At 53.4% G+C, this 25,676-nt stretch carries 12 protein-coding genes; 5 read left to right on the top strand and 7 right to left on the bottom strand.

The genetic code is table 11. From position 1 onward, the window contains the following. Positions 1 to 112: 112 nt before the first annotated feature. The 5 genes from P1X16_RS25630 to P1X16_RS25610 all read right to left on the bottom strand — a co-directional run bounded on the left by P1X16_RS25630 (position 113) and on the right by P1X16_RS25610 (position 8,669). Complete coding sequence (locus P1X16_RS25630; RefSeq protein ID WP_277235097.1) at positions 113 to 1,480, bottom strand: T9SS type A sorting domain-containing protein; 1,368 nt, start codon at positions 1,478 to 1,480, stop codon at positions 113 to 115. 402 nt (positions 1,481 to 1,882) lie between these two features. Next, positions 1,883 to 3,166 carry a TolC family protein gene (locus tag P1X16_RS25625; protein ID WP_277235095.1) on the bottom strand — a complete coding sequence of 428 codons (1,284 nt, stop codon included), beginning with the start codon at positions 3,164 to 3,166 and terminating at the stop codon, positions 1,883 to 1,885. Between the two features lie 128 nt (positions 3,167 to 3,294). Further along, entirely contained in the window at positions 3,295 to 3,963 is a 669-nt protein-coding gene (locus tag P1X16_RS25620; protein WP_277235093.1) for a DUF4956 domain-containing protein, read from the bottom strand. A 77-nt stretch (positions 3,964 to 4,040) separates the two neighbouring features. After that, positions 4,041 to 5,135 (bottom strand): hypothetical protein, encoded by a 1,095-nt coding sequence (locus P1X16_RS25615; RefSeq protein ID WP_277235091.1) that lies wholly within the window; start codon positions 5,133 to 5,135, stop codon positions 4,041 to 4,043. 534 nt (positions 5,136 to 5,669) lie between these two features. After that, positions 5,670 to 8,669 (bottom strand): DUF2723 domain-containing protein, encoded by a 3,000-nt coding sequence (locus P1X16_RS25610; RefSeq protein WP_277235090.1) that lies wholly within the window; start codon positions 8,667 to 8,669, stop codon positions 5,670 to 5,672. A gap of 176 nt (positions 8,670 to 8,845) precedes the next feature. On the opposite strand from P1X16_RS25610, the gene P1X16_RS25605 reads away from it, so the two are divergent. The 4 genes from P1X16_RS25605 (at position 8,846) to P1X16_RS25590 (ending at position 14,600) form a co-directional block, all read left to right on the top strand. Continuing rightward, entirely contained in the window at positions 8,846 to 10,234 is a 1,389-nt protein-coding gene (locus P1X16_RS25605; protein WP_277235088.1) for a HAMP domain-containing sensor histidine kinase, read from the top strand. 9 nt (positions 10,235 to 10,243) lie between these two features. Beyond that, entirely contained in the window at positions 10,244 to 10,924 is a 681-nt protein-coding gene (locus P1X16_RS25600; RefSeq protein ID WP_277235086.1) for a response regulator transcription factor, read from the top strand. Positions 10,925 to 11,267: 343 nt separating this feature from the next. After that, a complete protein-coding gene (locus P1X16_RS25595; protein ID WP_346771267.1) occupies positions 11,268 to 14,420 on the top strand; it encodes a carboxypeptidase regulatory-like domain-containing protein in 3,153 nt (1,050 codons plus the stop codon). Positions 14,421 to 14,456: 36 nt separating this feature from the next. Then, positions 14,457 to 14,600, top strand: coding sequence for a hypothetical protein (locus P1X16_RS25590; RefSeq protein ID WP_277235084.1), 144 nt, complete (start codon positions 14,457 to 14,459; stop codon positions 14,598 to 14,600). A 463-nt stretch (positions 14,601 to 15,063) separates the two neighbouring features. Here the strand turns inward: P1X16_RS25590 and P1X16_RS25585 are convergent, their stop codons facing one another. Further along, positions 15,064 to 20,409: a malectin domain-containing carbohydrate-binding protein gene (locus P1X16_RS25585; protein WP_277235083.1), complete on the bottom strand. Its 5,346-nt coding sequence runs from the start codon at positions 20,407 to 20,409 to the stop codon at positions 15,064 to 15,066. Between the two features lie 1,260 nt (positions 20,410 to 21,669). On the opposite strand from P1X16_RS25585, the gene P1X16_RS25580 reads away from it, so the two are divergent. Next, the gene (locus tag P1X16_RS25580) at positions 21,670 to 24,792 is read left to right on the top strand and encodes a PAS domain-containing hybrid sensor histidine kinase/response regulator (RefSeq protein ID WP_277235081.1); all 3,123 of its coding nucleotides are present in this window, start codon (positions 21,670 to 21,672) and stop codon (positions 24,790 to 24,792) included. 97 nt (positions 24,793 to 24,889) lie between these two features. On the opposite strand, the gene P1X16_RS25575 is transcribed toward P1X16_RS25580, so the two are convergent. Then, complete coding sequence (locus P1X16_RS25575; protein ID WP_277235079.1) at positions 24,890 to 25,291, bottom strand: hypothetical protein; 402 nt, start codon at positions 25,289 to 25,291, stop codon at positions 24,890 to 24,892. Positions 25,292 to 25,676: the final 385 nt, after the last annotated feature.

Below are 25,676 nucleotides of genomic sequence, written 5' to 3'. Positions count from 1 at the left end.
AACGCCATAGCTGCCCCCATACCGCTTTTGATATTGCAGTATGGGGGCAGCTATGGCGTTTTCTTGAGTTAACCCGCTTGCAGGGTCGCTAGTCGCTCAGACGAAACAACGCTTATTCCGTTTTGCTGATGCGTTGTACCAATCGGCCATCTACAGTGAGCAGATAAGTGCCAGCCGATAAACCGCTCAAATCAAGCTTACCTGACGTAGGCAGAACGCTCGTGCGCTGCAAGCGCCCCATTAAGTCATGTACTTCGGCTACATGACCAGCCGAACCGTTTGCCAGGCGCACGGTTACGCTTTGCTGTGCGGGGTTAGGGAAGGCTGTAGCCTCTGCTTTGTTGAAGGCAGAACGAACAGCCAATGCCGTAGCAACCGGGCTCAGCGCAACACCACGGAACACAGTATTATTTGGCGCCGTCACAAAGGCGGCAGGTAGGGCCGCAGTGGTGGGAGCCGCATTGTAGCCAGCAGTATCGTCAACCGTGTAAAGTCCATCCACACCACTTGCAATTAGCGTTACAGTGGCGCCCGTTACTTTGCCGGTTAGGCCCCGCACACCTGCCGTAGCGCTAGCAATAGTGCCATTTTGTGTCCAAGTGCCGCCCACCAAGCTCCACTTTTGAATTCCGCCACCGTTGGGCGTAGTGCCACTTGATGGAGTCCGGTCGTCGGCCACGTATATTACGTCGATACCAGGCACGGCGCTGCTTTGATCTGTGCAGAAGAAACCGTACGAGCTTAATCCAGAACTAGGAAAGCCCGGCAACAGCGTCAGTGCTTGCCCTGCCGCCGTAGGGGCACCGGTCCCTACTTGCATTACCCCAAAGCTGCCCGAATTGGATGCCCCCACGTACAAGTTGCCACCGAAGAAGTTGATAGTACGTAAGTTGGCAGGAGTACCAGTGCTTAAAGCAACTGTTGCACCTGAGTTACCGAAAGGCAGGTAACGAACACCGCTGTTGGCTCCTACTGCGTAAAACGAGCTGCCATCTAATGAGGCGGCCGCACGGATATTGTTGCCATCAAAAGCGTCGTTGATCCGCGTTGAAGTGTTGATGGTGCCATCCGCCGCGATGCGCCCAATTACGCGGTTGGTTGTGGCAACCGCCGTGTTGGCCACAGATGCGGTGCCGATAGGGGAGTTGTAACCCGTCAGCATCAGAAAGCGGCCATCGGCAGAGCGCGTGAGGTTTGCATCTGAAGTGGCAGTGCCGCTTTCATTCAGCGCGTAGTTGGAGCCGACAGTTGTGGTAGGTAAGGGCACTTCCTGTACCAGCGTACCGGTAGGAGAGTATTCAACTAAGTAGGCGGCAGTGGCAGCATTAGTTAGGGGAGCTGAGCCGTTGCCAATGCGCACAACCACATAGTTGCCTACCGTGAAGGGTTTGACCGTTTGCGCTTGCGCTACCTTGCTTCCTAAGCTTAAGGCAACACCTAATAGAAAAAAGCTTCGAACTGGAGTAGAGAAATACTTCATAGATGAAAAAGAGGGGATAAAATCTGTTGCTTACAACTAGCGGTTTGTTCTTCAACTAGGCCATGAACTGTGTCCACCCAAAATGATTTAGCTTTTTAAACAGCGTTCCGTAATGCACAGATACAGCTACATAAACTTGTTGCCGCCATGCAGCCCCGTACCAATAAAAAGCTAAATGTTATAGGCGAGCAAAAAATAGTACTATAAAGGGGTGATTCTTAGGTGATAACAACCCTTTATTGGCGCAAGATGCAATTATGCGTCTATATTCTTGTTGCCCCAATGTTTCCTTTTCACTTGCTAGTGCAAGGCTGACGATAGAAAAAACGAGTAGGTGCTAAGAGATAATCAAGGTTGAAACGACCAGAAATTTAAGTCAGATGCCTTCACTCAATGGCTATTTTAAAGCACTGATGGCAGAGGTTTGCCTTGATAGAAATCCAAGGCCTTTTGCTTGAAAAAGCAGTCGTATTTGGCTTGCACCAATTCTGATTGGGCAGTTACTAGCCGACTACGCGTCACGCTATATTCCATAGCATTCAGGCCGCCGAGCTCCAGCATTTTAGCCGCGTACCGATGTTCTTCGCTTAACAGGTTGTATTGCAATTGCAGAACCCGATACTTCTTAGTCGCCGCTTTGTAGTCCAGCAACGCACCCATTACCTTGCCACTCACGTCTCGCTCCACTTGCTGATAGCTTAGTTTCGCCGACTCTGCATTCAATTTGGCTAGTTGGTCGGTATTCCGCAACTGATAACGGTTGGCAATGGGTACGTACAGAGATAAGCCAACCCGCCGATTTAAGTTATCGAGTACCTGGTTGGTAAATACCTCAGTCTTGTAGTTCGATGTGCGCGTAGCTAGTTGAGCAGTAAGTGCAAAGGTGGGTTTGTAGCTAGCCCGTTCTAGCTGCCAAGCGTGTTGGGTAGCTTCAACGCGAGCTTGCGCAGCTTTCAAATCGGGCAGCGTAGTGGCTGCGCTGCTTACCACTTCCGCGCTACTTAGCTCCGTCGGCAGCCAGTCGTCTGGAATTTTGCCAGTCTGCACCGTTATATCCTCGGTAAGTGGCAAGCCAACAGCTTGTTTCAAGTTGAGTATGGCTTTATCCACTCCGTTTTCGGCGTACACAGTTTGCAGCTCTTCGGCCGCAACCTGAGACTGTATGTCCAACCAGTCTCTTTTGCTGAGCACTCCCTTATCTACTTGGTTTTTTACTTTTCTCTGCTGTTCTGCCAGGTAAGTGGCCCGTTGCTTGGAGTTTTTCAGTTGCTCTTGGCCTAGCAAAACTTGCAGAAACGCATAGACTATATTCAGCGAAATGCTGTTGCTGCTTACTTGGTAGTCATAGGTTGCGGCGGCGACCTGTTGCGTCCGAAGCCTTATTTGATGCGAAGTGGCGAATCCATTAAATAAATTCAAATTCATGTTCAGCGCCGCCTGATTGCCGAAATTGAATTGATCAGATAATTCGTTGGTAGAAGGATCAATAAGGAAACCCCAGTTGCCCGTTGTGCGCACCCGGGCATTTACTGTGGGCAGGAAAGACTTCTTGGCCGTGTTCAGTTGCACTACACTTTTATCCTGCAGCAAGCTAGCCTGCTGCACTTGCAGATTATTTGTTTGGGCAAAGCTTAGACAGTCGCCTAGCGTCCAGGTTTTTTGCGCGGAAGCAGCGTGGCTTGCCAACAATAGCAGAACTGCCGTGCAATTTTTTAAAAGCACTGTGCCTGATAGTCTGGCCTTTTCTGAACCGAAAGTCCAGCTGCGGAACGGTAGGGGTAAAAGTTGATGCATAGACTTGGTAAGGGTAGCCGCTATACTTCCAAAGCGAGGGTTACTTGCTTAATACCTTCCACTTCCTTCAGGGCATCTACCAAAGCCTCACTGCTACTGCCATCTTTCAAATTTGTCACGTATGAAAGCTGCATAAACAGGCCTTTCTTCTCCCTTGAGGCTTGCGTACTTACCACCTTGTAGCGCTGGCAGAAAGCCTGCAGAATGGGAGCATAATCACTTTCTGGGCTGACGGATGCTTCCCGAATGATGGTCAGTATCAAATTTTCTGGTTGGGAGTTGACCATGGCGCGGGCCATACCAATAGTCACCAAACCAATAAGCAGGCAACCGGCCAACGACACAGCATATAACCCCTCGCCGCAAGCCAACCCTATGGCTAGGGCGAAAAAGAGAAACATAAAATCCTGCGCGTCCTTACTAGCCGTCCGAAACCGGATGATAGACAAAATACCCACCATGCTAAATGCCTGCGCCAGGTTGTCTCCCACAACCATCATCACAAAGGAGGTAATCATGGTCAGCATCACAATGGACTTAACCAGATTGACCGAGTAGGTTGCCTTCCGAAAAGCAATAGTGTAAAAGAAGGAGATAAGCAGGCCGCAAAGCGTGGCCCATACGGTGTGGCCGAGTACTTCCCGGACCGTAATTGAAAAATTGAAAACCTGCTGAACGTCCTGATGCATAGAAAGAAAAGCTCAACGCGGAGCATCAACCAAAGGAATAAACCAACCCAGAAGAATAACAGATATAAGCGTGGAGCTTAATAAGTAAGCAACGTTTGCGCTATCCGGGCCACATGGTCGGCCACGGAAATAGATTCGCACGAAAGGCTAGTTCTAACGACCATGCCCGGAACGAGCGGCGCATTCTTTTCTTCGATCAGAGCAGTTACAAAGAAGGCTTGGCGACCATCTACAATCTGCACCGTGTTATCAATGCCAATTATTTTGCCGACTGCCGTTTGCGTTGTGCCCGTAACCGCTACTTCTATTCGCTGCTGCTCCTGCACATAGTTGCGCTCCAAATAATTCACTGGCAGAATAGCGACGAATGAAGAGTTGTCGGCTATCGATACAAGCACTTCTTCGGTAGGATTTACCGGAGCTTTCTTCAGCAATACTGCCCCTGAAACCGGCGAAACAACGGTGAGCTCCTTCAAGCTTTGCTGAATATGACGAATTTGTTGTTGTAATGAAATAATTCGGGTACGTATGACTCGTATCTGCTCCGGTTTGCCACCGGTTGTAACAGATTTGTACTCCGCCACAATCATGCTTACATTCAATTCGCGTACCCGGAGCTTATTGAGTGACAACTCGTAATTCTGCAAAGAGGTCAACGAGTCTTGATGCAAGGCCTGGGCGCGTGCTGTAAGTGCACGTTGGGATGCCAATTCCTGCTTAGCCAAAGCCAGTTGATTGGCAACTTCCTCTACATCAGCCGGTTTCTGGCCAGAGTTGACAAGCTGCAACTCTGCTTCTTGCACTGCCAATTCTCCTTGTAACTGCACCAGCCGCTCCTGGTCTTGGTTGGAGTACATCCGGGCTACGGTGTCTCCTTTAGTTAAAGATGCCTGATGATAAATTTTCGGGTTAAGCTGAAAGTCAGCCTGATATCCTCTTTGAAAAACGGAAGCCGAAAACGCACTCAACCGACCAGTGCGGTTGTCTTTCAAAGCAGAAATCAAGTTGCCGTTTTGCGCCCTACTTAAGGTCCATTCGCTGACGGGCATTATTAAACTGCTCGTCTCTATAGTATAGGGAAGCGTGAATGGCCCTTGTATCAGCGCCATTTTGAATAATAAGACAGGGGTAGCTGCCAGAAATAAATTTCTTTTCAAGAACATTTTAGCCATCAGTACACAGCACCCTCGTCAGTCCTAACTCAGAAAAAATTTGCCTATTGGAATCGTTATATTATATTAAGTGGTAAAGGTATCGATAAATAAATTATAAAGCCAATGTTAGATAATTGGATCATGCCAATAGAGTGTGAGCTTTAAGATTTCGGTTAACGAGAAAAGTATGCCTTGGTCTATAGGATGAGGTATCTGCATTGAGCTGAGTATGCTTCCTGGCGAAAATTGCATACTGCTGTTATAGCTCTTTCGATAGATGAATTTCGATAGAGAAAACGCAGCAGGACGGCCACAGAAAGACCTATGCTGCGCGTCCTTGAAGCGGCTGTTGCCCTAGCACACAGGTAGCCGCTTCGTCATTTGCCTATCTGAACAGAGGTATTCGGTTTGTCAACTGAAACTCTTTAATGCTGTAAAACACCAACCCCTACTGAGTAGCAATTGCTCGCCGTTAAGAAAGCAGATGCTACTCAGTAGGGGTTAGTCTGAAAAGCTGAAGCGTAGAATACGCTGGCTGTTCTTGCTCGGTATTTACTGCCCTAAGTAAGGGCGCAGTAACGCGTATGCTTGATTGGCGCGCTGTGTATCACCGACTTGCTGCGCTGCTAAGTAGAGTTGCTGGAGAGTGGCAAGGAGTTGGCCTAGCTCCCGGTCGAACACGGAATTGGGGTTGCTACTGTAGTAACTCAGAGCGTGCTGCGTCCGCCTAAATAGTATATCCTGAAGCTCTCTGGCACGCTTTTGCTCTCCACCGGCTATCAGCGCGGGCATTAATTGTGGAATGTAATAATCATACGGAATGGCCTTGTCGGGCATCACTGCCAAACATTTGTCGGCTACTTTGCGGGCTGTGGCCGAGTCGCCGGCGGCTAGGTAGGTTGTGGCCAAGCGCGCAAACTTTTCGCGGTAGCTGGCCGGGAACATCAAGCTGTTGTCGTCGTGGAAAAGGGACGGATTGTCGAGGCCGCGGTAAGAGAATTGCCGCATCAGCTTGTCGTACAGAATGCTTTTCTCTACGTATCCGGCTTCTCCGCGCGGGTCGTAGTTAGGGTCCTTCAGTGGCAGGACGCGCCAAGCCAAGCCTTCTAGCTGGAAATAGGGTTCGAGGCCTAGATGATCCTGCGGCAGCGCCACGCTAGTGGCAAAGTAAACGGGGCGTTTCCATTGGTTTGCAGCCAGTATATCGAGGACTAACAAGCCTTTCTTCTCGATGGCACCCTTGCCCAGATTGAACTCCATCTTGTCAACCAATTGACCACGCCGGCTAGGCGGAATGATGCCAAGCTTTTTTACGGCGGCAGTATCCACGGGTAGATAGAACTTGGGCGAGGGAAAAGACATCAAGGTGCCACTGCCGTCGCCGTAGCTGACTTTCAGCAAGTCGCTGTTCTCACGTACTAGCCCAATGAAGTCGTAAAGGTTGACTTCGCGGACATTCGGGTTTTCCACGTAGGGCAGGTAATCGTTGGTGCCTTGGCGGTAACGGTCGGGGGGCAGCGAAACGGGCAGCGGCTGCGACTTATACGAGCGGTTTCGCATCTGCTCGACGTACCAGTCCGTGTTCAAGTAGCTCAGCACGGCCACCCGTACGTCGGTGCGCACGCCTTCCACGGTTTGGGCATACCAGAGCGGAAACGTGTCGTTGTCGCCGTTGGTAAACAGGATGGCATTGGGGGCGCAGGAGTTAAGTAAGTTTTTGGCAGAATCTACAGAACTGAAGCGGCCTGACCGGTTGTGGTCGTCCCACCCCTGCGCGACCATAATGCCCGGCACCACCAAGCTTAGCAGCGTTGCCACACCGGCGCGGACCATTTCGCCCTGCCTCAACTTCTGCAGCAATTCGGCCAGCGCAACCACTCCCAAGCCTATCCAGATGGCAAAGGCATAGGTAGCCCCGGTGAAGGTGTAGTCCCGTTCGCGCGGCTCAACGGGGGGCTGGTTGAGGTACACGATGATGGCTAGGCCTGTGAACAGGAACAGCAACGCTACTACTAGCGCGTTCTTGGAGTCGCGGCGCACCTGATGTACTAGGCCTAGCAACCCTAGCAGCAGGGGGAGCGCCAGAAAATTGTTGCGGGCTTTGTTGTCGGCAATGCGCTCGGGCACTTGCTCGCTGCTGGTCGTGGGCCACAGAACGCCCGCGTGCTGCACGTCGCTTTCGCGGCCCACGTAGTTCCACAGGAAGTAGCGCCAAAACATGTGCCCCATCTGGTAGCGGAACAAAAAGCTAAGGTTTTGCCCCATGGTAGGTTTAACGCCTTCCTCGATATCCACCCATTTCTGATAATAGGCCAAGCGTTGGGCGGCAGTGGCACTGCCATCAGCATATATGCGGGGCAGCAGCATCTTGTCCTCGTCGCGGTACACCAACTCCTGTCGTTGCTCGGCTACCACATACTTGTTGCCTTCGCGCACGTAGCGCGGGCCGGTATTCACTTGGGCAATGGGCTGCGCAAACACATGCGGCCCGTACAGCAGGGGCCGCGAGCCGTACTGCTCGCGCTTTAGGTAGCTCACGAAGCTGAGCACATTGTCGGGCGCATTCTGATTGATAGTTGGATGGTAGGAGCTGCGAATCGGAACGATCAGGTAAGACGAGTAGCCGATCAGCACAAACACCAATGCCAGCAAGCTGGTGTTGAGCAGGCGTGAACGGCGGCGGTACGAAAAGCGGAATCCGCCGATCAATAAGCCCAGCAACAACAGCACGAAAACAACTACGCCCGAATTGAAAGGCAGACCAAACGAGTTGACGAAGAAAATTTCGAAACTACTCGCCAGCGTAGGCAACCCCGGAATAACTCCCACCAGAATAAAGCCGACTACTACACTACTCACGAGCAAAGCCAGTACGCCGCCCCACAAGGTAGGAGCGGGCTGTCGGCGGAAGTAGTACAGCAGCCCTAGTGCCGGAATAGCTACCAGGTTCAGTAAGTGCACCCCGATACTCAAGCCCACCACGTAGGCAATCAGCACCAGCCATTTGTCGCTGTCTGCTTCGTCGGCCCGGTTTTCCCATTTCAGCATCAGCCACACCACGGCGGCCGTGCACAATGCGGATAAAGCGTACACCTCGGCTTCTTCGGCATTAAACCAAAACGAATCAGAGAAGGCAAAAGCCAGTGCCCCAACTGCCCCCGAGCCTAGAATAAGCATTGTCTGGCCGGGCGTGGGGGAGAGCCGGCGGGCGTAAGGCTGGGTGGCAGCGCGCAGCACCAGCTTGCGGGCCAATAGGGTGATGCTCCAGAACAGAAACAACACTGTGAATGCGCTGCTCAGTGCCGAAAGCGAATTAACTAGTACCGCCACTTTGCTGGTGTCGCCGAAGCTGAGCAACGAAAACAGCCGGCCCAGCAGCAGAAACAAGGGGGCACCGGGTGGGTGGGGCACGAGCAACTTGTAGGAACAGGCAATGAACTCGCCACAGTCCCAGAACGAGGCTGTAGGCTCCAGTGTGAGCCAGTATATAATGGCGGCAATACCAAACACCAGCCAGCCAACCAGATTATTAAGCTTTTGATAGGAGCGCATACTCGACAGTAGAAAACCTGCAAGAGCAGAAATAGCCTGCCCAGGGTTGCGCCAACAAAGGACCAGAAGCGGGGTGTAAACGACTGTTATTTTGTGTTAATGATTGTTAACAGCTTGGTTGAGCGTGGCATCCCCCGTACTTTCGACTAGTTGCTTATCAGCAGCTTCCACCCGTCATGAAAAGCCGTCTGCGTATTATCTTTTGGCTGATGAGTTTGTGTATGCTGGGCATCAACGGCTTCCAAGCCTACTGGCTCTACACCACGTATCAGTTGACCACGGTCCAGTTCACGCGCACGGCGCACGAGGCGCTGCTGGCGGTGTTGCAGAAGCAGCAACTAGCCGAATTGCAGACCCTGCTACAGCCCACCGCGCCCGGTCATGAAGCATACAGCCACGTTGCGCTGCCCATCCAAAACCTAGATGATGCGGGCCGCGCCCAGCTGCGGCAGCTCCTGCAAGCTAGTAGCCGGTTCCCGGCCGATAGCCGCGTTGCGCGCCGGCAAGAAGACAGTGTGGCGCAGGCATTTCTGCAGTTTTTGCTGCGCAACACGGGTGCCTCGCCCACGCTCAACCTCACGCGCCTCGCCACGGCCTATCAAGCCGAGCTGAAGCTGCGCGGAGCCGAAGCGGCTTTCCTCTTCGACACCGTCGCGACGGCCGCCGACCTGCGCCTGCAGCCAGTGCAGGCCGGCTATGTGCTGCACACCCCACCCGTAGCATTACCCGCCTTGCCAAAGGTGGCGGTGCGGGCTTCGTTCCAGCCGCCCTTGCCGTATGCACTGCGCCGAATGGGGGGGCTGCTGGCTGGCTCGTTGGGCTTGCTGTGCTTAACTACAGCTTGCTTCGGGCTAATGCTTTCCACCATCCTGCGTCAGAAAAAGCTGTCCGAGATTCGCGAAGACTTCATCAACAACATGACCCATGAGCTGAAGACGCCCTTGGCCACGGTAACGGCGGCCGTAGAGGCGTTGCAGCACTTTGGCGCTCTGCAGAATCCGCAGAAAACGCAGACGTACTTGGCTATTTCGCAGCAGGAGCTGCAGCGGTTATCGGGGCTGGTTGATCATGTGCTGCATATGGCCGTGGCCGAGCGCCAACCGCTGCAACTACGCCCCGAAACCGTGCAACCCGCCGAGCTGGTTGCCGAGCTGGTAGAGCAGCACCAGCTCACTACGGCCAAGGCCGTCCGCTTTGCGGTGGATGTGGCGCCGGCTGCTATCCACTGCGACCGGCTGCACCTGCGCAACGTCATCAGCAACCTGATCGACAATGCCATAAAATATTCCCGCGAACAAGTAACCATTACTATTCAGGGGCAACCAGAGAATGTCGGTTGGCGACTTACCGTAACCGACGACGGCATCGGAATTCCGAAAGACTATCAGCCGGCCGTTTTTGACCGCTTCTTCCGAGTGCCGACCGGCAACCTGCACCCAATCAAGGGTTTCGGGTTGGGGCTCTTTTACGTTCGGCAGGTGATTGAGCGACACGGTGGGCGGTTGCAGGTGCAAAGCGAGTTGGGTAGCGGCAGCGCCTTCTCTTTCTGGCTTCCCTCGCTTTAACTGCGGCGTATGGCAACGGTTCTGCTGGTTGAAGATGAAGCGGCCCTGGCTTTGATTATCAAAGACAGTTTGGAAATGCGGGGCTTCACGGTGCAGCATGCCTCCGACGGCGAGCAAGGCCTACACCTGTTTCGGCAGCAAGCCCCCGATATTGTGGTGGCCGACATCATGCTTCCGCGCCTCGATGGTTTTTCACTAGGCGAGCAACTGCGCCGCGAAAACCAGACCGTTCCGCTGATTTTCCTAACGGCCCGTTCCCAACCCGCCGACGTGGTACGGGGCTTCGAGCTAGGCGGCAACGACTACTTGAAAAAGCCCTTCAGCATGGACGAGCTGGTAGTGCGTATCCAAGCGCAGCTCAACCGCTTGGGGCTACCTACCAGCTCGCCGCCCCACGAACCGCTCAGGATAGGCCGTTACATTTTCGCGTATACGCAGCAAAAGCTCCGCCTCGGGGAAACCGAAATAGAGTTAACCAACCGCGAAGCCGAACTCCTCAAACGCCTCTACGACCACCGCAACCAAGTCCTCGAACGCTCCACCGTACTGCTTGACCTGTGGGGCCAAGACCATTTCTTCAACGGCCGCAGCTTGGATGTATTCGTGACCCGCTTGCGCCGCTACCTGCGCGACGACCCACAGGTACAGATTCTCAATGTCCGGGGCATTGGGTACAAGCTGATATTTTAGAAGAGTGACCTGCTGGCTTTCATACTTTATGCAATAGTCTCATTTAGCTAACTGCGAGGCCGTTTATTATAAGCTGGATTGCAGCGCAATTTCAATTTTCCCTTGAGAAATAGGTGCTTATTTTTTAGCCCCTATTTTAGCTTATAAGTATTATTAATATGTTTCCCGAGTGTTATAAGTAGTTTATCAACGTTCTGTAAATATAGTTCTAGGCAATTCTTATTTATAGTTTGGTAATATAGGTTTGATTTTACCTTAATAGGGTGCCGATACTTTTGCAGCGAAACAAAAAATCCTGCAAATGGTACAAAAAATACAAAAACTACTAAGCTTCTTTTTGTTCTTGCTCGTCTGTTTAAATCAAACAGAGGTGCACGCGCAAACTTCGCAAGCAGGCATCAGTGGCACCGTCACCGACGAAAAGAAAGAGCCGATTCCGGGGGCAACCGTGCTGGTGAAAAACGAAGCGACCGGATTTAGTACGGGTACCAGCACCAGCGCCAAAGGGGAATATACCTTCCGGCAATTGCCCTTGGGCGGGCCTTACACCATCACGGTTTCTTTTATCGGGTACAGTACCCAAACCCGCAGCGGCTACACCCTTAACTTAAGTGATATTCTGCGACTGGATGTGCAGATGCAGACCTCCACCAACGTGCTGGATGCCGTAGTGGTCAACGGGTCTAGCATGCAAAACAACATCCCTAACTTAGGAGCCTCCACCGCAGTAAATGCCCAGAACATCAGCAAGTTGCCGGTTCTTGGCCGCAACTTCACGTCGCTGATCGACCTTTCTCCTTTGAGCCGCGGTGGCAACCTATCCGGGCAATTGGCGACTTCTACCAACTATACCATTGATGGGATGACCGCCAAAAACGCCACGTTTGGCGGTACGGCGGGCACTGGCGCACCTTACTCGATTTCTATTGAAGCAGTGCGGGAGTTTAAAGTCGTGACCAACCAGTACGACGTTACGTACGGACGCAGCGGCGGAGGTACCATCAACACGGCTACCAAGGCCGGCACCAACACCTTTAGCGGCAGTGCCTTTTCTTTTGTGCGGGCCGATTGGTTGTCGTCACAATACGATATCCGCGGCAACAAGCGCAACGTGCCGTTTTCTACCTATCAGTACGGCTTTTCATTGGGCGGGCCCATCATTAAAGACAAGGCGCAATTCTTCGTGGCATACGACCACCAGCGGGATGCACGGCCTTTGCAGATTGCCGATATTCAGGGGCCTGCCGATGAGCAGCGGTTAAATATTACGCAGGGTAGCTTGGACCGGTATTTAGATATTGCGCGCAATAAATACGGAGTTGCTAGTTCGCCGCAATTTGGCTCGTTCGATAAACGAGAAAATACCGATGCTATTTTTGCGCGGTTGGATTTTCAACTCAACGATAAAAATTTATTAACCATTAGTAATAATTACATCTACGACAAAAACAATCAAAATATTGGAGATAATACAGCTATTAATCTTTATGAAGTGTATGGCACTAGCCGCAATAAAAGCAACAGTACGTTGGCGTCGTTGCGCTCTACTTTAAGTTCGCGCCTTACAAATGAATTGAAGGTGCAGCAATTATCGGCTTCGGTGGAAAGTATTTCCGGTAGCCAGTTGCCGTCTGGTTTTTCAACTATTCCGCGTGCTATAGTCGAACGAATTCAATCGACGGTGGCGGACCGCAGCGTATTCACTTCTGTTCAGCTAGGTGGGCAACGGTACGCGCCGGAATACTTTTTCAGCAACGTGTCGCAGCTTACCGACAACGTGTACTTCAACACCGACAAGATCAACTTCACCTTCGGGACGGATTTGATGTATTCTCACCTTAATTCGAGGTACGGCAGCGAGGTAAACGGCCGCTTCTATTTCACGGGTCTCGATAACTTCGAGAAGCAGGCTCCCTACCGGTATGCGCGCGAAATTCCGTTGGTAGCCGATCCGAGCGTAAAGCAGAACTTTATCAACGCGGGCCTCTACGCCCAAATGCAAACCAAGCTGGCCCCTGGCCTGGACGTAATGGCCGGCATCCGGGCCGACTACACCACGTACCTCGACAAGCCTAACTTCAACCAAGTGGTATTCGAGGATCTGGGGTTGAAGTCCGACCACTCCCTGAATACGTTCCAGCTTCAGCCCCGGGCGCAGCTGACTTGGGACGTGGGTGAGCGCCAAAAGGATATCGTCCGCTTGGGGGGTGGCATCTTCGGGTCGGATATTCTCAACTATACCATGATCAACAACATGGTATTCGACGGCACCAAGCTGGCTTCCGTAGACATCACCAACTCGGCCGCACGGCCCAACCTGGTACCTACGCCCAACTTTCCGGGCTACCGCAACGACCCTTCCACTTCGCCCGGTGCCGAGCTGTTCAACCTACCCGGTGTGCAGCGCCTGTCTACCATCAACCTGAACCGGGAAAACGTGCGGATACCCGTGGTGTATAAAGCCAACTTCTCTTATAACCGCTTCCTGACGGAGCGTTTACGGGTGGGAGTAAGCGCCTACGCTAGCCTGGGCCGCAACAACTACATGTACACGGACGCCAACATGGTGGACCAGCCGTACTTCCGCCTAACCAACGAAGACAACCGCGGCGTGTACGTGCCAGCCAACACCATCAGCCCAACCAACGGTGCCGCCGACTGGACCCAGGGCCGTAAAACCAACCGTGTAGGCCGCGTGCTGGCCTTGAACAGCGACGGTAAAGTAAACCAGTATGCCTTGGTGCTGGATGGTACCTACCGCTACTTCAAGGACGGTGAGCTTTCGTTTAGCTACACCTACAACGATTCCCGCGACAATACTTCCTACAACGGCAACGTAGCCAACACCGCTACCCTGGCCTTGCCCGTGCGCGACGACCCGCGCGACCTAAGCAACCTCACCGCCTCCGACAACCAGTTTCGCAACAAAGTGGTGGTGTACGGCACCCTGCCTACCCTCTATGGCGTGAGCATTGGATTGCGCTACTCCGGCATCGGGGGCACCCGCTACTCCTTGCTGGTTGGCGGCAACGTGAACGGCGACTTTGTGGCTTCCAATGACCTTGCTTACGTGTTTGACCCCAATGACCCGAGCGTGCCGGAGACAATTCGCAACGGCATTCAAAGCATCCTCGACAACCCCAACGCCAGCACCAGCCTCAAGAACTACGTGCGCCGCAGCATTGGCAAAGTGGCGGAGCGCAACGGCGGCGTCAACGACTTCTATGGTCAGTTCGATATTCGCGTAGCTAAGCGCTTCAAGACCTTCGGCAACAAACAGTACGTGGAGTTTTCGGGCGACTTGTTTAACGCGGCCAACTTCCTGAACAAGAAAAACGGGGTTATTGAAACGCTCGGCAACCAAAGCATTTACTCTATTGCCAGCTTCAACCCCACCACTAGCCGGTACAACTACAACGTCAATGCTAACACGGGCGTGGTGTCGCCTTCCGGCAACCCGTACCAGTTTCAGATAGGCTTGCGCTACGGATTCTAAGTGTTTAGCTAGTCTCTTAGGCCATACAGTTCTATCATGAAAAAGCCCCATTCCATTGCGGAGTGGGGCTTTCTGTTGTCGGTACTAGCTAAAGATTCTCGCGAAGCAGGTTTGCAGTTCCTCGTACAGTTCGAGCGGCACACTCGGCTCGACGTAAAGACGGGCGCGCTGGTTGGTTAGCTCTAATTTGTAGCAGGCCTCAATGGCCAACCCGTGCGCTAGCAAGTAGGCCCGGTGGTTGTAGGCAACCTCCATTACGCGTGCTAAAAACATCCGCTTCCGCGTAGCATTGTTCTCTCCTAATAGTAAGTCATTGAAATTGTCGTGGTCCATAGGGGGTTGGGCATTAGGTGTGCCTAGCTAGGTAGGTATAGAAATCAGGGCTTCAATTCAGGTCTACCAGTAGTGGTAAACTTCGGGAGCAGGGGTAATTCTGCACGCGCTACGTGCCTCTCACGATGAAGCATTACGTAAGGTTTTCTTTTTGTTGAGTGCGGCCCCGCGTTGTTCAGTTTAAGCGTAATACGTTAGGCAAATTTCCTCTGGTACACACGCAACAAAGCCCCAACCATACGGAAGGGGCTTTGCGGTGTGCCGCCTTCTGACCATCTAAGACGTTCAGAAGGCTGCTTTGCTTGTTAAGTTATTTACGCATCAGTTTCACGCGGGCTTGGCCCTTTTCTCCTTCTAGTTGCAGGTAATACACCCCTTCGGCCAGCATTTGCTGCGAGAAGTCAAACGAGAGTTGTGGAGTTCCGGCGGATACAGCGCGCTTGCCGCTGCTAACCGTCTTACCGTGCGACGACACCAAGGTGTATGAAACCTCTCCTTGGAAAACAGCGGGCAACCCGACGCTGAATAGTCCGTCGGCCGAAGGGTTCGGGTACAGCGTCACTTGCGAACTGTACTCGGGAAGAGCACCTGGTTTGGCAGCGGCTAGTGGGCTAGAGTTGGAACTGGCCGCCAGCGTGCTGGAGCTAGCGTCTGAACTAGAGCGAGTGGCCGAGCCAGTCAGCACCTCAATAGCCGAGACTTTGGGTTCGTCTTTACCGGTTGAGCCTTTGGCAAAGGCCAAAGTCAGGGACCCGTCACTGACGGTGACGGTGAAGGTCTCAACTCTGGCGGTATTGCGCGCTACTTTCGACAGGATGTCATAAGCGGCAAGCACTTTGGTGCCCTCGGCCGAGACGTCGAATACGCGCTGGCCAACGGCACTCCAGTACACCTCGGCGAAGTGAAGCTTGACTGTGTAGGTGCCATTGGTTACCGGCAAGGCATACGTCATGGTACCCCACCGCTCACTCTGGTAAAGCACATCATCGGTGGTGCCCGCAATAGCCGAACTACTAGTGGAAGGGAAGCCACCCGAGAAGTACTGATCTGCTGCAAAAGCGCCTATAGAGGTAGTGGCCGCCGAACCGCCGGCGTTGAGGCGGTACACTACCGTGCCGCCAACCGGAGCCGAATTCACGGTCACGGTTACCTGATCGGCAGGGCTGCTGAGGCCGCCGTTATCCGTCACAACAAGGCTGAAGACGTACGCGCCAGCCACTAGTCCACTAACGGTAGGTTGCGCCACCGCTTTGTTGGAGAAGACGGCCGTATTCGGGCCACTGACCTGCGCCCAGGCGTAGCCGGTAATGCTACCGCCCACATCGGTGCCAGAGCCCGTGAGTACAACACTGTTGGTAGGCAGCGTCACGCTCTTGTCCGTGCCGGCATTGGCCACTGGCGCTGTGTTACCTGTAGAGCTGAGGCTATAGATTTCGATGGCCGAAATCTTCGCATTATCAACTCCCCCATCAGCAGCCAAAGAGCTGAAGTTGATGTTAAGCTGATCATCGGCCACCGTTACTGTGAAGGTTTCGGTGGTAGCTGTTAGGGCTACTACTTTCTTGAGGATGTCGTAGTTGTCCAACACCTTGCTGCCTTCAATGGACACGTCGAAGACGCGCTGCCCAACATTGCTGGCAAAGATTTCGGCGAAGTGCAGCACAACGCGGTATTGCTTGCCGCTGCTGACAGGCATAGCGTAGCCAAACGAATTGCCGTAGCGCTCCGATTGGTAGAGGGCATCATCGTCGGTACCGGCAATAGCACTGGTGGTAGCGTAGGAAGCGCTGCTGTTCGAGAAGTATTGGTCGGCCGCGAAGATGCCTTGTGAGGTTGTGGTCTGGCCGCCGCCCGCATTTATGCGGTACAAGGGCGTGCCAGTTGAAGCCGGGTTCACGGTCACCGTTACCTGATCTGCGGGGCTACTCAGGCCACCATTGTCGGTGACAACGAGGCTGAAGATGTAGGCGCCCGCTACCAGGCCGCTAACCGTAGGTGTAGGTACGGTTTTGCTGGAGAAGACAGCCGTATTGGGGCCGTTCACCTGGGTCCAGGAGTAAGTTGCTACTGTGCCGTCGGCATCGGTGCCCGAGCCAGTTAGATCCGTACTGCTAGTAGGCAGCGTGATTGTCTTGTCGAGCCCGGCATTGGCTACTGGTGGCGTATTGCTTGAGCCAGCAGCAAGCACCTCGATAGCCGATACTTTCGGCTCATCCACACCCGCCGTTCCCTTCGCGAAGGCCAGGGTCAGTACACCATCCGCAACATTGACCGTGAACGTCTCGGTGGTAGCGGTGTTCTGGCCTACTTTCTTCAGGATATCATAGGCCGTCAGCACCTTGGTGCCCTCGGCTGAGACGTCGAATACGCGCTGGCCGGCGGCATTCCAGTAGACCTCGGCAAAGTGGAGCTTGACGGTGTAAGTGCCGTTGCTCACGGGTAGGGCGTAGGTCATCGTACCCCAGCGCTCGGTCTGGTACAAGGCATCATCGGTGGTACCAGCAATGGGGTTGCTGCTGCTGGCTGCGTTACCCCCGCTGAAGTACTGATCGGCAGTAAACGCGCCGATGGAGGTAGTGAGGGCGGGGCCGCCGGCATTCACGCGGTGCGTTGACGCGCTAACCGGTTTCAGAACCTCGATGGCGGAAATTTTAGGCTGATCCACGCCAGTAGTGCCGGGGGCAAAAGCCAACGTGAGCACGCCGTCGGTGACGTTGACATTGAAGGTTTCGGTAACAGCCGTGTTGGGAGCTACCTTCTTAAGAATATCGTAGGCGGCAAGCACCTTGGTGCCCTCGGCCGACACATCGAACACGCGCTGGCCCGCAGCGGTCCAATAAAACTCAGCGAAGTGCAGCTTAACAGTGTACTGCCCATTGGGTACGGGCATAGCATAAGTGGAGGCTCCGTAACGCTCTGATTGATAGATGACATCATCGGTGGTGCCCGCAATAGCTGCCGATGAGGTAGCCACACTGCCGCCCGAGAATAATTGGTCGGCGGTAAAGGTGCCAATAGAAGTGGTTGCTTGGCCGCCGCCCGCATTCACGCGGTACACCGCCGTGTTGTCGCCGGTGGGTTGATCGGCCGTGACGTAGATGAAGTCCCACTTCGCTACGAAGGGCGTAGCCCCGCGCGAAGTAGCAATCAAGCCCACCGCGTAGGCTTTGCCGCTTTGCACGGCTGCCAGTAGCGCCCCACTCAGCTGCACCGGACTGCCAATATTGGTTGCTGTGCCCCCGTTGGTTGCGTATTTCACCTGCACAGTGCCCGTGGCTGGGTTGACGCTGAAATAGAAATCGAGCGACGAACTGGGCAGCCCGCCCGGCAGCGCGAAGTTGGTTGTAGTAGGCACCCCGGCATTCTCGTATACGATTTGCAGCCCGCCTACGCCGCCGTTAGCCGTGATGGCCGCTTTAAGGTAGTTGTTCTGGTCGCCGGTGCCGAGGTAGATGCCCTGCGACTGGAAGTTCTGCGGCACTTTACCACTGAAGAAAGGCCCGAGCAGTCGGCTCTGCACCGTGAAAGGCGAGCCAGTGGACTTAACCCCAAACTGGAACGCGTCCTCCTGCGTGTTCAGCGTGCCAAGCGCATCTCCCGGCGCTACCGCCGTGATAGAGAAACTACCCACTGCCCCGCCGGCCGTTAGGTTCTGCTCGTAGAACAAGTCGGAATAGATGCTGTCGCCATTGCTCATCAGGCCCGTGAAGCCAAGGCCGAACAGGCCCGTACCGGGGAAGTTGTTGAACAGGTCGTACTTGATGGGCAAGTTTGTGGTCAAGCCATTGTCCTTGTCGAGCGCGAAGAAGTCTTTGTTGTCGGCCAGCCCATCGCTGTCGTCGTCGGGGTCGTTGAGGTCCGAGACCTTGTTATTGTTGGCATCGTCAGGGCGGCTGGCAGCCGAGCAGGGCTGGGTGCCGTTGTCGATTTCGTCGGCGTTGGTATAGCCGTCCTGATCATCGTCGTTGCTGTTGTAGGCGCCCGTGCAGGTCAGGAAGTCTTGCGGCTCGAAAACGGTGATGGCACTTGCTCCATAGGTAGCCGCCCACACCGTGCCGGGGAAAATGTCGGTGTCGCCTTGCGCCGTCACGTCCAGTGGGGTCGAGCCAAAACCCGAGGCAAAGGGTAAGTCGGTGTTGAGCTTGTTAATTGGGTCGTAAGGATTGGTCACGGCGGTGCCGTCGGCCGTGAGCGAAATCTTGACGATGGTACCATCAAAGGTGCAAGCCAGCAACGAGCCTTGCAACGCGCTACTGAAGTTGGATCCGGTGTACTCGCACATGCCATTGGTGGAATTGGCGAAGGTGAGCAAATCCTTGCTAGCGGCGCTGCCGGGCATTCGATAATCACCTTCCACAACATTAGCCTTGGTTACTGGTGGCCAATCGGCAGGTAGTGGGTTGGCGCTGCTGGTGCTGGTGCGGAATACGCCAGTAGTGCCATTGTGCGTGTAAAGGCCAGCTCCGGTGGGATTAGCGCGTGTAGGATTGGGGTGGCCGCCGTAGTAAGTACCAGCTTGATAAGTAGCCAGGTCGCCAATGTAATCGAGGTTGTCGAGGTTGTTGACCATGCCTTCGGTGGCCGAAGGGCCGTTCGAGCCTGGCTCGTTGACAACGTAGTTGTTGGTGACGTTTACGGTGCCCTCGTTTTGCGGATAGCCCCCCCAGCCCTGGTTGGCCCCGTTGTCGATGGTGTACATGCGCCGGTTGCGGGTGATAACCAAGTCGTAGGGGTTGCGGTAGCCAGGCGAGAAAATCTGCACTGGCCCATTGGGCACAATCTTAGCTTGGTTCAAGCCGTCGTTGCCGCCGAAGGGGTCCATAGCGTCGGGGTTGCCAGCGCGGGTAGGGTCGTCGAGTGTTGGCAGGTCGTATTTGTAGGCTGTGTTGCCACTGCCCTTGGTGGCCATGGCATCAATAGCAGCCAGGTTGATGGAGAGAATGGCCGCAGAAAGGGTGTACTCGGGCGTGTAAGCAAAATTGGTGGAAGGCGAACCCGCGTTGGTATGGCCACCCTGGGCCAGGTAGAGAATGTTGTTGTCGAGCTGCATGCCATTGGAGGAGTGGTTTTCCTCGGAGCGGGGCAAGCCACGCACCAGGTCCATCTTGCTCCAGGTGCCATTGGTCCGCGTCAGGCGCGACACAATACCAGAGTTGGTATCCAGGTTCAAGTCCCCCTCGGGCCCACCAATGCGACTGTCGGAAGACGAGACGTAGAGGATGGGGCTGGCAGAAGTGCCTTTAACCAGAATGCCCGTCACTTGCCGCGTAGTTACGCTCGGATTGAGGGTGCCGTCGTCATTGTGATTGGGAATCTGATTGATTAGAGTAATGGTTTCGGTAGCCGTTACCGAATAGTCGTTTACTCCATTCCGCTTGATTGTGAAAGCCTTGATTAGGCCATTTTGCTGCGAAACGTAAAGGCGGTTGTCGGGGCCGAACTGCAGCGACGTTGGGTTTTCCAGCGTAATGCCTTTCAGAGCGCTAGGCGAGAACGAGAAGTTGTACTGCGCGTTGGCCAAGCGCGCACCTATCAGTGGCTCAGGTGGCAGCTTCGCCTTTTTCTTTTTCTTCTCTTTATCATTATCTGCCGCTGCAGCTGTACGGTTAGTCGGCCCTTGTGCCAATGGGCGTAGCAAGGAAGATTGGGCCTTCACGGGTACCGGGGCAGCCGTTGAGAAGCAGAAACCAACAAAGGCGATTAACAGGTAGCCCAAACGAATACACCTGCTTGGGGAGTAGAAGTTGTAATCCATGGATGTGGGAATAGGAAAGGGGGTGGACGTTTGCTGTCAGCAGCAAAAGGCATCGGCCCTGCTGCGACCGGCAATTGAGAGAGTAGTTTTGGAGAGCTAACTGCCTGTACCTAGTGCCCGATAAGGCGAGCTCAGGCATTGAGAAAATTGGGGGAACCAGTTGTTGAGTTAGCAGGTGGAGCTGCCAACCAAGCCTGCCTGCGAGTGCCACAAATTGGACGAGTCAGGCTGTCGAGCCAAGAGCTATAAAAGCTTAAGTACACCAAGCCCTTGCTTCCGCAGAGAGTTGTGCAACGCGAGCGAGAAGCAGGCGTGAGTTATCGGTTTTCCTTACAGGCAGTGAACAAGTGAATGTCTTGTTCAGAATTAGGTGTAGCTACATTTCAATAATGTAATTTTTAAAATATATTTTAAATCAGCCAATCTTCTGTTTCACGCTAGTAACTACTCGGATTTTGATATATGCGCTTACTCTCCACCTTCTCAGCACGATTTCCTGTAGTTTCTAGACCAAGGACCAACAACAACTCCGTGTCTATGCTTATGTAAACTATCAAATAATTATTGTAAATACTCTAATAAAAAAGCAGTTTTTTTGGGTGCTGATCAAGCATGATCACAAGGATTTGGATATTTAATTGACTAGCCACAGTTAGTGGTCTTAATAAGTTGGCTCTATTTCATGCTAAAGGGAAAAACGGTAAGTATGCATCAAAAAAAATATGCACTATTAGGATAATTTCAATAAATCAGTATAGTTGTATTTTGCCAGTTACAACCTGCGAACAGTGAGTTTTGCCTAGCCTTCAGCCGGTATGATATTCCCATTCAGAATTACTATCCGATGACACAATCCGTATTGGTACAGAGTTACTTCATTACAAATCCGTACCTCTTGCCATGCCTAGTTTTGCTATGAGTAGCAGGTTTGAGGAGCACTTATGACAAGCAGTAGGTTGAGGCAACAGGATGTTTTATGTGCTACTAGCCAGGGAGTAGGAAACGTTGGCCAGCATACATTCCTGCCTTCCAAGTTGTTATTAGATTAGTGATATTAGAAAATACGTAACATCGTGTACTGAAGTGACTTAACATTTATATTATTAGAGATGTTACGTTAGTTATATTTGTTGATCTATACACTCTATATTCTTAAGCTGCATGGCTGTTGCTGTCGCATCTTCTTTTACTTGTGATTATCTAGCTTCTTCCCCCACCGATGAGCGGGCGTGGCGCGTGTGGGCCGAAGAACGCTTGGCGATGCTGCAGCAGGCATTGCTTGCGGCCCAAGCTCAAGCTCAGTTTCAAGAAGCCCGTTTCAATAGCTTGGTGGAGGCCTTGCCCGGTCACGTTATTGTCACTGCCGAGGATGGCAGTGTGGTAGCCGCTAACCCGGCTGGCCATAATTGGTTGGAAACAGCAGAAGCCAGTAAAGCAGGGGCAGATGCGGCATCGACCTTGCAGCAGCAATTTCAGAACGCAACAGATTTCTTGTCGCGCGCGCATGCTCTGCAGGCAACTAAGCAAAGCGTATACGACCAGTCAGTAGTATTAACTGACGGCCAGGCAACAAGATGGGACTACTTGGCGCTAGGCAACGGGTCCTTGGGTTACGTACAATGTTTCCAGCCATATGCACCCGACCCGAATGGATTGCTAGCCAACCATCCCCATCCCGTATTCCAGCTGTCGGCAGCCGGGCATGTTCTTTATGCCAATGCCGCCGCTACTGCGCTAGTAGAAGCCCTCGACCCGCAAGCCGCCGACATTAACAGTCTCCTTTGGCCTATAGCAGAAGCTGCCTTACAAGCGGATATTCCGCTAGAGAAAGAGTTGCAAGTAGCAGGCCGGCACTACCAAGCTACCGCTGTAGCCGCGCAAGGTGGTGTACAGCTTTACTTAACTGATACTTCGGCTTTACAGCATGCCAAAGCCGAGCTTGATACGCAACGAGAATTCTACGAAGCTGTTTTGCACGAGCTGCCAGTGGAAGTTGCGGTTTTCGACGCCTTGCATCGGTACCGGTTTGTGAATGCCCATAGCATCTCTGACCCCGAGCTGCGTGCGTGGGTAGTGGGGCAGGACGACTTCAGCTATTGTGCCTACCGACAGCGCCCGCTCGAGGTAGCTGTCCATCGGCGGCAGCACTTCGAGCAGGCGGTGCAAACTCGTTTAGCCTCTACGTGGGAAGAAACTAAAACAACTGCTACGGGGCTGCGGCATGTGCAGCGGCATTACCGGCCCATATTTGCCGCAGATGGCTCATTGCATCTGGTAGTAGGCATGGGCGTAGATGTAACGGAGCGGCGGAATGCGGAAAAGCAACTCGTCGACCAGCGGGAGTTCTACGAATTTGCCCTAGATCAACTGCCCTGCGACGTGGGCATATTCGACAATCAGTTCCGGTACTTATACGTCAACGCCAGCGGAATTAAAGATCCGGAGGTGCGAAAGTGGGTGATTGGCAAAGACAACTTCGAGTACTTCGCCCGCAACAAGCGCCCGGTAGCCATGGCCGAGGAGCGACACGCCCGCTTCGAAGAAGCTGTGCGCGAGCGTCGGTTGGTGACGTACGAGGAAACCTTCTTCCGCCCCGAAGGCACCCGGCATCAGTACCGGTGCTTGCAGCCCGTATTCCACCCCGATGGCTCTTTGCACTTGATTATAGGATACGGGTTGGACGTAACGGACCGGGTTGCCACCGAACAAGCCTTGCGCCACGCCAAGCTGGCAGCCGAATCGGCGGTGCGGGCCCGCGAGATTTTCTTGGCCAATATGAGCCACGAGATTCGCACGCCCATGAATGCTATTTTGGGCATGAGCCAGTTGCTCGCCAAAACATCGCTCACTCCAACTCAGAATAGCTACCAGCAGGCAATCAGCACCTCGGCAGAAAACCTGCTGGTTATCATCAACGATATCTTGGACCTCTCCAAGCTGGAAGCCGGCAAGATGGTGCTCGAACAAGTGGGTTTCGCGCCAATTCAGTTGCTGAACCAAGTAGAGCAGACGCTGCACTACAAAGCTGCTGAAGCGGGCCTCACGCTACTCACGCAGGGCAGTTCGCAGCTGCCAGCCGTACTGCTAGGCGACCCGCACCGCATTACGCAGGTGCTCTTGAACTTGGCCGGCAATGCCATCAAGTTCACTGAAAAAGGACAAGTGGTAGTTTCGTGCGACATCGTGAGCACAGACCAAGAGGGGGTAGCAGAAGTGGTGTTCCAAGTGACGGATACCGGCGTCGGTATCGATCCGGCCTTCCTGACGCGCATCTTCCAAGAGTTCAGTCAGGAAGATGCGTCGGTAACGCGCAAGTTCGGTGGCACCGGCCTAGGGTTGTCTATTTGCCGCAACTTAGTGAAGCTGATGGGCAGTGATTTGCAGGTAACCAGCCAAAAGCAGCAAGGAACGGTGGTGCAATTCACGTTGCGCCTGCCAGTAGGTTCCTCTTCCGACTTGCTGCCCCAAGCGCAATTACCAACCGATAGCTCGGTCTATCAGCAGCTGCGCTACAAGCACGTGCTCTTGGTGGAAGACAACCATTTCAACCGGCAAATTGCCAAAACCTTCTTGCAGCACGCCCAAATGCAAGTCACTGAAGCTGAGCATGGTGCACAGGCAGTGGCTTTGGCTCAAGAACAGCCATTCGACCTAATCCTGATGGATATTCAGATGCCGGTTCTTGATGGCTACGCCGCCACCGATGCTTTGCGCCAACAATTGCACCTGACAACTCCCATTATTGCCCTTACAGCCAACGCCATCAAGGGGGAGCGGGAAAAATGCTTGGCCGCCGGGATGAATGCCTACCTGACGAAGCCGTTTAAAGAGGCAGAGCTATTGCAGGTAGTAAGCGAATGGATAACGCCTTGCTCAACCGTGCTTGCTCCTACCAAGAGCTTGCCGACGGACATAACTCCAAAGACTGCTCTTTACGAAGTAGACGAGTTGTTGCAGGTCGGCCAGGGCGACCTTTCCTTCGTGACCTTCATGCTGGAAACCTTTATTGAAAGCGTCGAGGAAACGCTGCAGGCCTTTGGGCAAGGGTTACAGGAACAGTCTGTGGCGCAGCTGAAAAGCGCTGCGCACACGCTCAAGCCAAGCTTGGCCCATTTACACATCTGGCACTTGCTGCCCCCCGTAAGCCAAGTAGACGAGTGGCAGGCAGAGTTTCAGGAGGCGCCTTTGGCTGCTTTGGTAACTACTATTTCGCGGGGGCTGCAAGAAATTGTAACCCATATGCAGCAGTCATTCTCGTTGGCCTCGTCGTCTGCGGTCAGCTAAAACCCGGCAGAACCTTCCATTAAATAAGGATAGAAGAGAGGGTCTTGCCAATAGTAGCTGAGTGCTGCTCGCAAAGTATGAGGCCTGTGGTAAGTTATTAATTACCACAGGCCCAGGCTCGTGCTAGTACCAGATCCGTAAAGGTGCGCAATTCAAATGGCAGCTTCTGCTCGGCTGTTTCTTGAACTTTGCCAATCAGCATTTTATTGAGCGGGTCCGTCGCCTCGATGCGAGCGAACCGCTTGACTCCCACGCCTACTAGCTGAGGTAGCACCTCTTTCGCAATCCAGTCCAGGTCGACGGGCCGCACCGGGCCGAGCAGCCGGTCGTCGGCAATCCAGCCGCTAATGCGGTGCTGGCGAGCTAGCTTCACAGCGTCTAGTGTCACCTCGCGCAGGAGGGCGCTACTCACAAATCCTTGCCATTGGGCTTCTATGGCGCGGGAAGCACCTTCGTGTAGAAAGAGGTTTACAAAGGGGTAAGAATCCAGGAGTTGCATGTGTGACGTTCGGATGGGGTGTGCTAGGCCAGCAACTTCATATTTGCTGTTGTGCTTGCAACGCACACGCGGCGCTTTAGTTTAGGTCGATAAACAAAGAATTATTCGCAGCTTATAGTTCTGCTTACAGTTCAGGCGCACTAGGAGGTAAAGCGCGGGCATCAGACACTGGAATGCCGAGAAAAGCACTATCGTTGATTCTAATATTCAACCACTTTTTGGGGTGAACTTCTAAGCTATTCAGCAAGAGTCTCGGTCAGAGAGGGTTGCCATCAATGAAAAGACTGCAAGAGTTGCCTCACAACGGGAAAGCTGAACTATGTTGGGAAGCTCTTGTTCCAAGCCAAGATTCTCAACAGCTTTGATTTAGTTTGACTCTTATAAC

Origin of the sequence: Hymenobacter sp. YC55 (assembly GCF_029433095.1) — a bacterium.
Taxonomy (GTDB): Bacteria; Bacteroidota; Bacteroidia; order Cytophagales; family Hymenobacteraceae; genus Hymenobacter.
The sequence above is the reverse complement of the archived record's forward strand: the minus strand, read 5'-3'. Positions and strand labels throughout refer to the sequence as shown.